General features: G+C 67.6%; 15 protein-coding genes. 12 read left to right on the top strand and 3 right to left on the bottom strand.

The window, feature by feature from the left end:
* Nucleotides 1–88: 88 nt before the first annotated feature.
* Nucleotides 89–583 carry a type III secretion system chaperone family protein gene (locus ACFO5K_RS17335; RefSeq protein WP_378563247.1) on the top strand — a complete coding sequence of 165 codons (495 nt, stop codon included), beginning with the start codon at nucleotides 89–91 and terminating at the stop codon, nucleotides 581–583.
* A 36-nt stretch (nucleotides 584–619) separates the two neighbouring features.
* On the opposite strand, the gene ACFO5K_RS17330 is transcribed toward ACFO5K_RS17335, so the two are convergent.
* The gene (locus tag ACFO5K_RS17330; RefSeq protein ID WP_378563244.1) at nucleotides 620–1,795 is read right to left on the bottom strand and encodes a lipase family protein; all 1,176 of its coding nucleotides are present in this window, start codon (nucleotides 1,793–1,795) and stop codon (nucleotides 620–622) included.
* A gap of 191 nt (nucleotides 1,796–1,986) precedes the next feature.
* Between ACFO5K_RS17330 and ACFO5K_RS17325 the strand changes: the two genes are divergently transcribed.
* The 8 genes from ACFO5K_RS17325 to ACFO5K_RS17290 all read left to right on the top strand — a co-directional run bounded on the left by ACFO5K_RS17325 (nucleotide 1,987) and on the right by ACFO5K_RS17290 (nucleotide 7,881).
* Nucleotides 1,987–2,883, top strand: a complete 897-nt coding sequence (locus ACFO5K_RS17325) for an ROK family protein (protein WP_378563241.1) — start codon at nucleotides 1,987–1,989, stop codon at nucleotides 2,881–2,883.
* Between the two features lie 132 nt (nucleotides 2,884–3,015).
* Nucleotides 3,016–3,192, top strand: coding sequence for a hypothetical protein (locus tag ACFO5K_RS17320; RefSeq protein WP_378563238.1), 177 nt, complete (start codon nucleotides 3,016–3,018; stop codon nucleotides 3,190–3,192).
* A 26-nt stretch (nucleotides 3,193–3,218) separates the two neighbouring features.
* On the top strand, nucleotides 3,219–3,956 hold the full coding sequence (locus ACFO5K_RS17315; RefSeq protein WP_378563235.1) for a phosphoglyceromutase: 738 nt from the start codon (nucleotides 3,219–3,221) through the stop codon (nucleotides 3,954–3,956).
* A gap of 421 nt (nucleotides 3,957–4,377) precedes the next feature.
* Nucleotides 4,378–4,734: a hypothetical protein gene (locus tag ACFO5K_RS17310; RefSeq protein WP_378563232.1), complete on the top strand. Its 357-nt coding sequence runs from the start codon at nucleotides 4,378–4,380 to the stop codon at nucleotides 4,732–4,734.
* Between the two features lie 7 nt (nucleotides 4,735–4,741).
* A complete protein-coding gene (locus ACFO5K_RS17305) occupies nucleotides 4,742–5,377 on the top strand; it encodes a DUF3558 domain-containing protein (RefSeq protein ID WP_378563229.1) in 636 nt (211 codons plus the stop codon).
* Between the two features lie 3 nt (nucleotides 5,378–5,380).
* A complete protein-coding gene (locus ACFO5K_RS17300; RefSeq protein ID WP_378563226.1) occupies nucleotides 5,381–6,751 on the top strand; it encodes a hypothetical protein in 1,371 nt (456 codons plus the stop codon).
* On the top strand, nucleotides 6,748–7,452 hold the full coding sequence (locus ACFO5K_RS17295) for a hypothetical protein (RefSeq protein ID WP_378563223.1): 705 nt from the start codon (nucleotides 6,748–6,750) through the stop codon (nucleotides 7,450–7,452). The genes ACFO5K_RS17300 and ACFO5K_RS17295 overlap by 4 nt, the downstream gene beginning before the upstream one ends.
* Nucleotides 7,453–7,533: 81 nt before the next feature.
* Entirely contained in the window at nucleotides 7,534–7,881 is a 348-nt protein-coding gene (locus tag ACFO5K_RS17290; protein WP_378563220.1) for a DoxX family protein, read from the top strand.
* Nucleotides 7,882–7,969: 88 nt separating this feature from the next.
* Here ACFO5K_RS17290 and ACFO5K_RS17285 read toward each other — a convergent pair whose 3' ends face one another.
* A complete protein-coding gene (locus ACFO5K_RS17285; protein ID WP_378563217.1) occupies nucleotides 7,970–8,722 on the bottom strand; it encodes an NADPH-dependent F420 reductase in 753 nt (250 codons plus the stop codon).
* Between the two features lie 109 nt (nucleotides 8,723–8,831).
* On the opposite strand from ACFO5K_RS17285, the gene ACFO5K_RS17280 reads away from it, so the two are divergent.
* The 3 genes from ACFO5K_RS17280 to ACFO5K_RS17270 all read left to right on the top strand — a co-directional run bounded on the left by ACFO5K_RS17280 (nucleotide 8,832) and on the right by ACFO5K_RS17270 (nucleotide 11,270).
* The gene (locus tag ACFO5K_RS17280; RefSeq protein WP_378563215.1) at nucleotides 8,832–9,215 is read left to right on the top strand and encodes a winged helix-turn-helix transcriptional regulator; all 384 of its coding nucleotides are present in this window, start codon (nucleotides 8,832–8,834) and stop codon (nucleotides 9,213–9,215) included.
* Nucleotides 9,216–9,345: 130 nt separating this feature from the next.
* Nucleotides 9,346–10,584 carry a sensor histidine kinase gene (locus ACFO5K_RS17275; protein WP_378563212.1) on the top strand — a complete coding sequence of 413 codons (1,239 nt, stop codon included), beginning with the start codon at nucleotides 9,346–9,348 and terminating at the stop codon, nucleotides 10,582–10,584.
* Nucleotides 10,581–11,270, top strand: coding sequence for a response regulator (locus tag ACFO5K_RS17270; protein WP_378563210.1), 690 nt, complete (start codon nucleotides 10,581–10,583; stop codon nucleotides 11,268–11,270). The genes ACFO5K_RS17275 and ACFO5K_RS17270 overlap by 4 nt, the downstream gene beginning before the upstream one ends.
* A gap of 11 nt (nucleotides 11,271–11,281) precedes the next feature.
* Here the strand turns inward: ACFO5K_RS17270 and ACFO5K_RS17265 are convergent, their stop codons facing one another.
* On the bottom strand, nucleotides 11,282–12,082 hold the full coding sequence (locus ACFO5K_RS17265) for a hypothetical protein (RefSeq protein WP_378563920.1): 801 nt from the start codon (nucleotides 12,080–12,082) through the stop codon (nucleotides 11,282–11,284).
* Between the last annotated feature and the right edge of the window lie 55 nt (nucleotides 12,083–12,137).

Here is a 12,137-nt window from a genome sequence, read left to right as displayed (position 1 = left end):
CCGAACGCGGCCCCATCGCCCTGCACGGGGGCGAGACCGGCCAGGCCAGATCACGGGCGCTGTGGCGGCGCCGGACGGGAGTACGCAGGTGAGCGCCGTATCGCAGGTGATCGACGAAACACTGCGCGATCGCGAGATCGAATACACCCGCCACGCCGAGGACACCTTCATCGTGGTGCTGCCGGGTGAACGCAAACTCAAGACCAGCGTGATGCTCACGGTCGGTCAGCACGGTGTGCGGATCGAGTCGTTCGTCTGCCGCAAGCCCGACGAGAACTTCGAAGGTGTCTACAAGTACCTGCTGCGCCGCAACCGGCGCCTGTTCGGTGTGGCCTACACCCTCGACAACGTCGGCGACATCTACCTGGTGGGGCGCATGTCCACCGAATCGGTCACCGCCGACGAACTCGACCGCATCTTCGGCCAGACGCTGGAAGCCGTCGACAACGACTTCAACACCCTGCTCGAACTCGGCTTCGCCGAATCCATTCGCAAGGAATGGAAATGGCGGGTCTCGCGCGGGGAATCGCTGAAGAACCTGCGCGCCTTCGAACACCTCATCGACGAAGCCGACAAGGCCTGAACGCGGGTGCCGCGTCGCGGCACCCGCGTTCGGTGACTAGCAGTTCGACGGCACCGGTTCGTTACGGAAACGGTCCTCGACGTAGTTCCACGCATCGACGAAACCGGCGGCCGCGGCCGTCATGTGCTCGGCGATGTCGAGGGTGGCCATCTCGACCGGGGCACCGGCGGCACACCAGCGCGCCACGGTGTCGGCGACCGGACCGTGCGGGGTGAGGGTGTCGTAGCGGCCCTGCCAGATGTAGGTGGGGGCGGTCGGCGCACCGGCGTAGTGCACGAGGCTGTTCTCCCGCAGCACCCCGCGCGCCACCTCGCTGGTCATCAGCTCCTTGGACGCCGCCATCTGCTCGGCGTTGCGGAAGATGCCGTGGAACAGCAGGAACCGGCGGCAACCGTCCTTGGTGAAGTCACGGAACCACAGCCCGTTCTCGTTGAGCTGCTCCGACACCGGCAGGCGGTCGGGGTACTCGCGTTCCATGCCCATCGCGGCCGCGAAGGCCAGCCCGAAACCGGGGTGCGGGGCGAAACCCAATGCGTCGGCCATCAATTCGAGGTCGGCGGGGATACCGCCCGACACCACGGCCGCGAGCTTCAGCTCCGGTGCGTAGGTGGGTTGCATCGCCCCGGCCCAAGCGGTGGCCATACCGCCACCGGAATACCCGGCCAGCGCCACCGGCGACGACCCGACACCCAGCTCGGCGACCTTCTGCACCGCCCGCACGCTGTCGAGCGTCACCATGCCGCTGAGCTTGGCAGCACCGTAGGCGACCGTGGGGCCCAGGTAGTCGGGCACCGAGATCGCCCAACCGCGCTGCAACGGCAGCATCGCACCCGGGGCGTCCTGCAACTCGCCGTTGAACAGCGACTTCGACGGGTTGCAGCGGGTGCCGATCGAGTTGATCAGCGCCTGGTAGGAAACCAGCGGCGGATTCTTCACCCCGATCGGCAGCAGCACGGTGGTGATGCCCATGATCGCGTTGCCCTGCGAATTGGTGGAACGGAACGCCACCTGGTGGCCGTCGGTGCCGGGGTAGAGCATGGTGTCGATGCGGCGCGTGCGCACCACGTCGCCGGGAGCGAGCTCGCCGATGTCAGCCGGTGCGGTGAAGAACGGGTCCGGATCGGGTGTGGGATACAACGGGTTCGCGCCCGCGGGTGAAGCGAGGAGCCCTGCCGTGAGCAGGCTCAACACCAGTACAACAAATTTCGGCACAACTTTCCTTCATCATCGATACTGCAGCCCAACTGGAAATGACCCGACCCGCGTCGAAGTATCCATCGAAAACCGGCCGCGCGGACCGATCAGTAGTCAAAGTGTCGGGCACCACATTTTTGTGACCGTTCACATCGAGCGCCCGTGGTGGCTGATTCGATGTGCTTCGACGAGGTGAACAGGAGTGGGCGATGACAGCGCTGGCCCTCGATATCGGAGCCACGAAGTTCGCTGCTGGAGCGGTGGATCCGGACTTCACACTGCGCGGAGTGCGGCAGGTTCCGGTGGGTTCGGGCGATCCGTGGGCAGTGTGCCGGGAATTACTGCTCGATGTAGCAGGCGACAACGAGGTGACCGCGGTGGGCATCGGCTCGGCCGGTCCGGTGGACGTGCCTGCCGGGGTACTGCGCCCGTTGAACCTGCCGCGGTGGCGCGACGGATTCGCGATCGTCGACCACGTGCGCGAGCTGTTCCCCCGCGCGGTCGTACGGTTCGCCATCGACGGCGCCTGTCTGGTGCTGGCCGAACATCGAGTCGGCGGACTGCGCGGGGTGGACAACGGGTTGGCGCTGACGGTGTCGTCGGGAGTGGGCGGCGGGGTGATCGCCGACGGGCGGGTGCTGATGGGACGCACCGGAAACGGCGGGCACTTCGGCCACATCGTCGTACCCGGTGACGACACCCCCTGCGCATGCGGCGGGTCCGGGTGTGTCGAAGCGGTGGCCGGCGGGATGTCGGCGGTGCGCTGGGCGCGGGCGCGCGGTTGGGCGGGCAGCAGCGGCGTGGACCTGGCCGCCGACGCCCGACGTGGCGAACCCGTCGCCACCGCCGCGCTGCACCGGGCGGGTACCGCGCTGGGCCAGGCGATCTGCTCGGCGGCGGCGCTGCTGGATGTGGACCGCGTGGTGATCAGCGGCGGATTCGCCCACTCGGGGCCGGCGCTGTGGGATCCGCTGCGGGCCGCGGTCGCCCGGCACGCCGGACTCGAATTCCTGGACGGGCTCACCGTGGAGCTTTCCGAGCTGGACGGGGGAGCGACGCTGGTGGGGGCTGGGGTGCTGGCGGTGGAAGCTGCTGCTGAATTGTGACGACCGTGCGATCCGGTGAGCCCGCCGCCGCGACCCATCGCAGCGCAGTCCTGTGGCGACTCTTCGGTCCGACCCGGCAACGCCCGGCGCGTTCGTCCCGGCGTCAGTTCCGCCGCGCGTAGCCTCGGGCAGGTGGCTGCCGACTACGTGCCCGGTGATGTCGTCCATATTCCCACCGGCCCCTTCCAAGGGGTGTGCGCGGTGGTGCGCGAAGTCGACGCGGTGACCTCCCGATTACACGTCCACGCGCTCGTCTCCGGCGGACCACACGAACTCAGCGTGGGGTTCGACGAGGTGGAGTGGGCCTGAGTTCGGCGCAATGCCAGAATGGCCCCATGACCTACACCCTCGTGCTGCTGCGCCACGGCGAGAGCGAATGGAATGCCCTCAACTTGTTCACCGGCTGGGTGGATGTCCACCTCACCGACAAGGGCATCGCCGAGGGCAAGCGGGCCGGTGAACTGCTCGCCGAGCACGGCATCCTGCCCGATATCGTCTACACCTCCCTGCTGCGCCGCGCGATCAGCACCGCCGACAACGCGCTCGACGCCGCCGACCGGCTCTGGATCCCGGTCATCCGCGACTGGCGGCTCAACGAACGCCACTACGGCGATCTGCAGGGCAAGAACAAGGAACAGGTCCGCGAACAGTACGGCCAGGAACAGTTCATGCTGTGGCGCCGCAGCTACGACACCCCGCCCCCGCCGATCGCCGCCGACAACGCTTACAGCCAGGAAGGCGACCCGCGCTACGCGGACATCGAGGTCCCCAAGACCGAATGCCTCAAAGACGTGGTCGCCCGGATGATCCCGTACTGGGAGAACACGATCTCCCAGGAACTGCGCACCGGCAAAACCGTCCTGGTCGCCGCCCACGGCAACTCCCTGCGCGCCCTGGTCAAGCACCTCGACGGCATCTCCGACGAGGAGATCTCCGGCCTCAACATCCCCACCGGCATCCCCCTGCGCTACGAACTCGACGAAAACCTGCGCCCGGTCAAGCCCGCCGAATACCTCGACCCCGAGGCCGCCGCCGCCGGCGCCGCCGCTGTCGCCAGTCAGGGCGGCAAGTAAGGCATTTCCTTCGATTCGGCCGCGCACCGCGCACGGGTGCGCGGCCGACGCAGACCGACGTTGTCGTTGCCGCGCGCTCGCTCGTACAAGACGATCGCGTTTCCGGTGTTGTATCCAGCGCCGGTCACGGTGGCGCTGGGGCTCGCAGTCGCCGCCGACCTGAGCAAGGTGGAGGCACACCGGCATCTCATCCTCGATCTCCAGACCGGCAGTGGGCCATGAAGGCGACCTGAGCTACACGGACGTCGAGATTCCCAAGACTGAACGCATCACAGGCGTCGTCGTCCAGAGGATGGACGCAGAACGTTTGCGGCTCTACATGATTCGAGCTGGTTTTCGAGGGGCGACTGGTCGTGAAGCCCATTCCGGTTCAGTGGGGTCGGCGTTAGACTCCTGCTGACACTTCGGAGGAGGGGACTCGGTGGCGATCGGTGGGGATGCGGCGGCGCAGCTGCGGGGTGCGGCGGCTTCGGGGCAGTTGACGATGGAGCCGGATGCTGCTCGGGAGGTGGCATCGGCTTATCTGCGGTTCGCGGCGATGTGCGATGGGTGGGTTGAAGAGGCCGAGGTGCTGCGAGGCATTCATGGCTTCGGGTCACTGACGTCAGCTCAGCAGTTGCAGCAGGGTTTTGGGAACAAAGCAGCCGAAGCGAAGCAAGTTCTCAGCCAGATGGCCACCGCAGCGCGAGGTATGGCAGACGGATACCTACAGGCAGCGAATATTTTAGGCGAAGCGGATCAGCTCAACGCTGACGCCTTGAGCGCGATCGCGCGGTAGGAGTGGAATGAGATCAGTATCGGTCGCCTGTGGTGTCTTGCTGGCTTCAGTGATATCGGCGTGCGGGTCCTTCACTGTTCCAGGGGAGCCGGTGCCGTCAGAGGGATCTCGGGCGGTGCCATCGACGACGACTCAGTCGGCTCGTCCAACTCTGACCGAGGCGAAGTTGCAGCCCCCGTCTCAGGACAACAAGTACACGCAATCGTCCGGACGTCCGATGGTCGTCTTCGATCCGTGCACCTGGATTGATGCGGCCGACATCGAGTCGGTGGGTTTCCGCTCCGAGTCGCGGAGGCGAGGTCCGGATTTGGTCGCCGAGTACACGTTCTTGACATGCATCTTCCGTAATCCGGAAAGCACGTTGTCTCTCAATGTTGACTCCGGAAATATCACGTGGGACGAGAATCTGCGCAAGAACGGCGCATGGCTGGAAGCTACGACCGTGAACGGGCGTCAAGCGGGGCTGGTACACGGCGAACCTGGAGGTGAAGATGCCTGCCAGGTGCACCTGTCGACGAAAGCTGGCGTCGTCATTGTCGGGACATTGGTTCTGAGCCTCGGCAAGCCCCAGAACCTAGACCCCTGCGCCAACATCATGGAAATAGCTTCGGTAGTAGAGAAATCCATCGGTAAGGAGAACTGAGCAATGGGGGACGGGGGAGGGGATCCGCTCACTGAGGTGGTGTCGACGACCACGGGGATTCCGCTGGTGCCCTCGGCGGATGGGCGTCAGCAGCAGCAGGGTGCCGAGCGGCAGCAGGAGTCGTTGAGCCATGGGGGGACCGATCCGAAGTACATCGCGGACTTCGAAGTGTTCGAGCGGCTCTCGCACGACGACATCTACAACGCGGTGCAGCAGATGCAGCCGGGGGTGATGCAGCAGTTCGGTGACAAGTGGGTCGAGATGTTCGTGGAGATCTCCGGCGCGGTGACCGGGTTGATGTTGCAGACGGCGCGGGCGGCGTCGAGTTTGGACGGTGCGTTCGCCTCGGCGGGGGAGGCGGCGGGGCGGCGGTTCGTCACCGAGGCCGGCGATGTGTACACGGTGCTGTCGGTGGTCGGTCATCGGGTGAAGGCTGCGGCCTACGGCGCGGAGGCGGTGAAGATCGCTGTGCCCGCGCCGGTTACGGCGGCGGACGGGGCGGTCACCGGTGGTAGTTCGGTGCCGCCGAATCTGGCGGAACTCGCGGTTCCGGACTCGGCGGCTGCCGTGGAGCGGGAGAAGGAAGACCGTCGCCTGCAAGCGATCGCGGCGATGAACATGACTTACAAACCCACGTACGGTCCTGCCGGTGAGTCCGTGCCCACCTTTGTCGCGCCCACTCAGCCGGGTGGCGGCACCGTTGACCCGGGTTCTGGTGGTGGGGCGTCGAGCAACGGTGGTGGGAGTGCGGGCAGCGGTGGGGGCGACGGCACCGGGGCGGGTGACCCCGGCGATACCGCACCTGCTGAGGACACCGTGGAGCCCGGGACGACGACCGACGACGAGTCGTCGGGCGCGGGCACCGGTGACAGCCCGGGTGCCGATGACTCGCAGGGCGACAACACCGACCCGGCCGGCACCGACCTCGACGGGACCACGCCCGCCGCGGCCACAGCGGCTGCGGGGTCGCCAGGCATCGGATCGCCAGGCATCGGATCGCCGGGTGCCGGATCGCCGGGCGCCGGATCGCCAGGCGCGGGGTTGCCGGGTGGCTCGGGTCCGGGCAGCGGCGCACCCGCGCCGGGCGCTGCCGTGCTCGGGCGGGTACCGGCCGGCTCACCTCAGAACCCGATGGCCGCAGGCGCTTCCGGTTCGGCCGGATCCGCGTCGTCGGCGCGTGGTGGGCCGGGGATGATGGGCGCGCCCGGCGCTCGTGGCGGTGGCAAAGACGACGAGGACGAACACCAGACGCCCGACTACCTGCGCGGTGTCCACCCCGAGTTGCTCGGCGACGAGCAAGCCACGGTGCCGCAGGCCATCGGCGCGGACGCACCCGCGACCCGTCTCCCGGACCAGGAACCCGGCGCGTCATGAGCTGGACTTTCACCGCCGATGAGTTCGCCCACGTGTGGCAAGGGGAAACCGGCGACGACCGGTACCACTTCCCGCTCACTGTGTATTCGGCCGCGACGATGCAGAGCGAATACGACGAACTCGCCGCGGCCGCGAAGCTGCGCTGGCCAACTGGCGCTGATCCGGATCTGACCGCGGTGCTACGGCATGCGGCGCGTCCGGAAACCGCGCTGGCGGTTTTCGGCGAGACCGGCCCCCGGCTGCGGGCTTACGGCGCACGATCGGGCGGACGCGGGGTGGTCATCCGCCAGTACGACGACAACAGTGTCGAAGTGTTCTCCGGTAGTGCGGCGATGGTGGCGCGGGCATTCGCCACCTTCCTCGGCGAGCAGCCCGCCGGACGTACTGAGTCCTTGGTCGAAGACGTCGACCGGCTGGCCGCGCACTTCGAATCCTGGCAGCGTCCAACCGATGCCGCCGCCGCCCGGATGCACCGATTGACCCGGGCCGAACGCGTGGCTGCCGGGCGCATCGAGGTGCGGGCGCGGTTGCACACCGAGCGCGCCGCGCCCGCCCGATATCTGAGTTGGTTCGATGTGGCCGGTGACGGACGCTACCTCTCCTACCGGCGATACCAGGATCTGCACATCGAACCCGCGGGCAAGCAGCGGGTGATCGATGCGATCGAAGCCATCGCCACGGTCGGTGCGCGCGACGACTGAGACCGTGATGTCACACTTCGGTCAGCTGTTTCGTCATCTCCGTGAACGCCGCGAAAAGCGCGGCTGTGCAAGGAGCTGATCATGGAAACTGCCTACGTCATCGTTACGATCGTCGCCGCACTGTGGGTCGGTTTCTCCGCGTTCTCGTTGCTGCGGCGGGCGGCGTTCGTGGTCGATCCGCTGGTCGAGTACGGCGTGCCGCGGAATTGGTGGACGCCGCTGGGGGTCGCGAAGGCGGCCGGCTCGGTGGGGATGCTCATCGGGTTGTGGGTTCCGGTGATCGGAGTGGCCGCGGCGATCGGGCTCATCCTGTATTTCACCGGTGCGGTGGTGACGGTGCTGCGGGCCCGCTCGTACAAGACCGTCGCGTTCCCGGTGCTGTACCTGGTGCCCGTCGCGGTGGCGCTGGGGCTCGGGTTCGCGGCCTGACCTGGTGGAGCGGTCCCTGGTCACCGCGCCGGCCGGCGGCCCCGGTAGTGACTGGGGCGCCGGCCGCCGCGAGGGACCGGGCTGTTCGTCAGTCAGTGGCTGGGACGGCCGCGATCAGTGGAGGGAACATGGCGCGGGCGTCGTGTCCGGTGAACCACAGGCTGATGGTCAGCACCGAAGTGGCCTCCAGATATCTCGCCCGGTGCAGGCCGCCCGCGGAAAATGGCTGCAGGGCCAGGTCTTCGGCCAGCGCGCTCACGGTCGCGAGCGCTGTGGCGTCGTCGGCGCAGAGGGGCACCGCCAAGCGCGCACCGTCGAAGAAACGTTCGGTGCCCGCCCATACTTCAGCGGCGAGCAGGTTGAAAGCCTTGACCACGTGGGCTTTCGGTGCGGCGGCCGCGACTCGTTCGGCCACCGCGGGCTCGCCGAGGACGAAGGTGGTGACCCCTTCGGGTGCGGACCCGTCGGGCCGGAAGGCGTTGGTGCAGTCGATGACGACCTTGCCCGCCAACGCGGCACCGTGTTCACCGAGCAGTCCGGCGAGGGCGTCCACGGGCACTGCCAGCAGCACGACCTCGGCGCCCGCGACCGCCGCGCCGATGTCGGCAGCGCGGACAGCGATCGGCCTCGCGGTCCTGGTCCCGGCAGTGCCCGCCGGCTCCGCGAGCTGTGCGGGGCCGGGCGTAGGTGGCGTTTCGCCCAGCGTCGAGTTGATCCGGTCGGCGAGCGCATGTGCGTTCTCGGCGCGGCGCGCGCCGATCCACACCTCGTGGCCGGCTGCGGCCCAACCGCCACCCAGCGCCGCCGCCATCGCACCCGCACCGATGATTCCGATTCGCATTGACAACTCCCGTGATCGCAGATGCCGAGCCCGATGGCATCGACCACACGAACGCTAGGAAACTCGAAAGGCACCTGCGGGTGCCTTTCGGCGGTGGCAGGCTGAGACCATGACCGTCGAAGTCGCCCAGGCGCAGTTCGCCCCCTACGGCCCGTACACGGCCGACTGCCCCGCCCGGTTGGGTGTCGACCTGTTCGGAAATTCGTGGCTACCGGTGGTGGTGTTCGAGTTGCGCAACGGTCCGCAACGTCACAGCGAACTCTTCACGGCCATCGGCGGCATCAGTCAGAAGATGCTCACCCAGACACTGCGGCGCATGGAACAGATGGCGCTGCTACGCAGGCAGCGTTATGCCGAAGCGCCACCACGGGTGGAGTACGAACTCACCGCGGCCGGGCGTGATCTACTCGTTCCGATTGATGCATTGGCGACATGGGTCGACCGGCACGGAGCCGCGGTGACCACCGCGATGTACGGCGACCCCGACGACTGACACGCCCGGCGACCGGCCAGGTGCCTGCAGGATGAACGGCAGGAGAACACCACGCCAAGGTGCTGTGACCTGCGCGAAACTTCACCGACCCGGCGCCGGGATGGCGACCCGCACTCGTACGATCAATACCGTGAGCGTTCCGCAAGCAGTGCTGTTGGCAGTCCTCGCGGCTGTCGTCGGCCTGGCAGTCGGAGGCTTGCTCATTCCGTACGTCAACGCCAGGCAGGCCGCCCGCAATCAGGACGACAGCGGGCTCACCATGTCGCAGGTGCTCGACCTGATCGTGCTCGCCTCCGAGAGCGGCATCGCCGTGGTCGACGAATACCGCGACGTGGTGCTGGTGAATCCACGCGCCGAGGAACTCGGGCTGGTCCGCAACCGGCTACTCGACGAACGCGCCTGGGCCGCCGTGGAGAAGGTGCTGGCCACCGGCGAATCCGCCGAATACGACCTCACCGCCAAGAACCCGCTGCCCGGGCGCGGCCGGATCGCCGTGCGCGGAGTCGCCCGCAAACTCTCGCGCGAGGAAACCAGCTTCGTGGTGCTGTTCGCCGACGACGACTCCGAGCAGGCGCGGATGGAAGCGACTCGCCGCGACTTCGTGGCCAACGTCAGCCACGAACTCAAAACCCCCGTCGGCGCGATGAGCCTGCTGGCCGAAGCCATGCTGGAATCGGCCGACGACCCCGAAGCCGTGCGGCACTTCGGTTCGCGGGTGCTCGCCGAATCCCGGCGCCTCGGCAAGATGGTGACCGAACTGATCGCGCTCTCGCGCCTGCAGGGCGCCGAGAAGCTGCCCGACCTGGCTGTCGTCGATGTCGACACCGTGGTGCAGCAGGCCGTCGACCGTTCGCGCACCGCCGCCGAAGCCGCCGGCATCACCGTCAGCACCGACCGGCCCAGCGGGCTGGAAGTGCTCGGTGACGAAACGCTGCTGGTCACCGCGCTGTCGAACCTGGTGGAGAACGCGATCGCGTACTCGCCGCAGGGTTCGCACGTGTCGGTGAGCCGGTCGCTGCGCGGCGACCACGTGGCGATGGCCGTCACCGACCGCGGCATCGGCATCGCCAAGGAAGACCAGGAACGGGTGTTCGAGCGGTTCTTCCGCTCCGACAAGGCCCGCTCGCGGTCGACCGGCGGTACCGGGCTCGGTCTGGCCATCGTCAAACACGTCGCGGCCAACCACAACGGTGAGATCACCCTGTGGAGCAAACTGGGCACCGGATCGACGTTCACCCTGCGTATCCCCGCCCATCTGGAAACAGATGGTGACGAAGACGCGGAGCAGGCGCCGGAGCTCGCCACGAGAGAAACCATCAACCAGCGCAACCCTGCTGGGCGAACGAACGGTGTGGAGGCACGCAGATGACGAGTGTGTTGATCGTCGAAGACGAGGAATCGCTGGCCGACCCGCTGGCATTCCTGCTGCGCAAGGAAGGCTTCGACGTCACCATCGCCGGTGACGGGCCCTCCGCGCTGGCCGAATTCGACCGCTCCGGCGCCGATATCGTATTGCTCGACCTGATGCTGCCCGGCATGAGCGGCACCGACGTCTGCAAGCAGCTGCGCACCCGCAGCGGCGTGCCGGTGATCATGGTGACCGCCCGTGACAGCGAGATCGACAAGGTCGTGGGCCTGGAACTGGGCGCCGACGACTACGTCACCAAGCCGTACTCGGCGCGTGAACTGATCGCCCGCATCCGCGCGGTCCTGCGCCGCGGGGCCGGCGACGAGCTGGACTCCGGCAACGAGAACGGTGTGCTCGAGGCGGGGCCGGTACGGATGGATGTGGACCGGCACACGGTGCACGTGAACGGCAGCCAGGTCACCCTGCCGCTCAAGGAGTTCGATCTGCTCGAATACCTGCTGCGCAATTCGGGGCGGGTGCTCACTCGCGGTCAGCTGATCGACCGGGTGTGGGGTGCGGACTATGTCGGTGACACCAAGACGCTCGATGTACACGTGAAGCGGTTGCGGTCCAAGATCGAGGGCGATCCGGCCAAGCCCGAGCACTTGGTGACCGTTCGCGGGTTGGGCTACAAGCTCGAGGCTTAGAGCCGCGGGGCTCAGTGGCCGTGGAGGCGTTCGGCTTCCACGGTCGCCGGGTGGACGGCGATGAGGCCCAGGCCCTCGCGGCGGCGGCAGAGTTTGGCGAGTTCCTCGTAGGCGGGGGCGCCGAGGAGTTCGCGTAGTTCCGGTTCGTAGGACTGCCAGACCGGTTTGGCGCCGACGTGGGCGTCGGGGGAAGCGGTGCAGTACCAGTCCAGGTCCGCGCCGCCGGGGCCCCAGCCGCGGCGGTCGTACTCGGTGACCACGGTGCGCAGGACCTGTTCGCCGTCGGGGCGTTCCACCCAGTCCTGGGTGCGGCGGATCGGTAGCTGCCAGCACACGTCCGGCTTCACCTCGAGTGGTTCGATGCCCTTGCGCACGGCCATGATGTGCAGCGCGCATCCGGCGCCCGCGGCGAAACCGGGGCGGTTGAGGAAGATGCACGCGCCGTCGAAGCGGCGGGTGCGCAGGGCCGGTTCGTCCTCGAGTTCGTCGAGCTCGAGGTAACCCTTCTTGACGACTTTGCCCTTCTCGGTGGCCTCGCCCATCAGCTGCCAGTCCTGGGCGGTGAGCATCTTCACCGCGCCGGACAGGCGCTTGCGGTCGTCCTTGTCGGACAGGAAGGCGCCGTGCGAACAGCACCCGTCGTCGGGGCGTTCGGCGATGATGCCCTGGCAGGCGGGGGTGCCGAACACGCAGGACCAGCTCGACAGCAACCAGGTCAGGTCGGCCACGATCTGGTGCTCGTCATTTGCTGGGTCGGTGAATTCGATCCACTCGCGCGGGAAATCAGGCTCCACTTCTGGGCTCGGATCGATCTTTCGCCCAGGTCGCGGGCCGGTCTCGGCGGTGCCAGGTGCGCCTTCGGTCACG

Source organism: Nocardia halotolerans (assembly GCF_042650145.1).
GTDB classification, from domain to species: domain Bacteria; phylum Actinomycetota; class Actinomycetes; order Mycobacteriales; family Mycobacteriaceae; genus Nocardia; species Nocardia halotolerans.
Note: the sequence above shows the minus strand (reverse complement) of the source record. Positions and strands in the feature narration are given on the sequence as shown.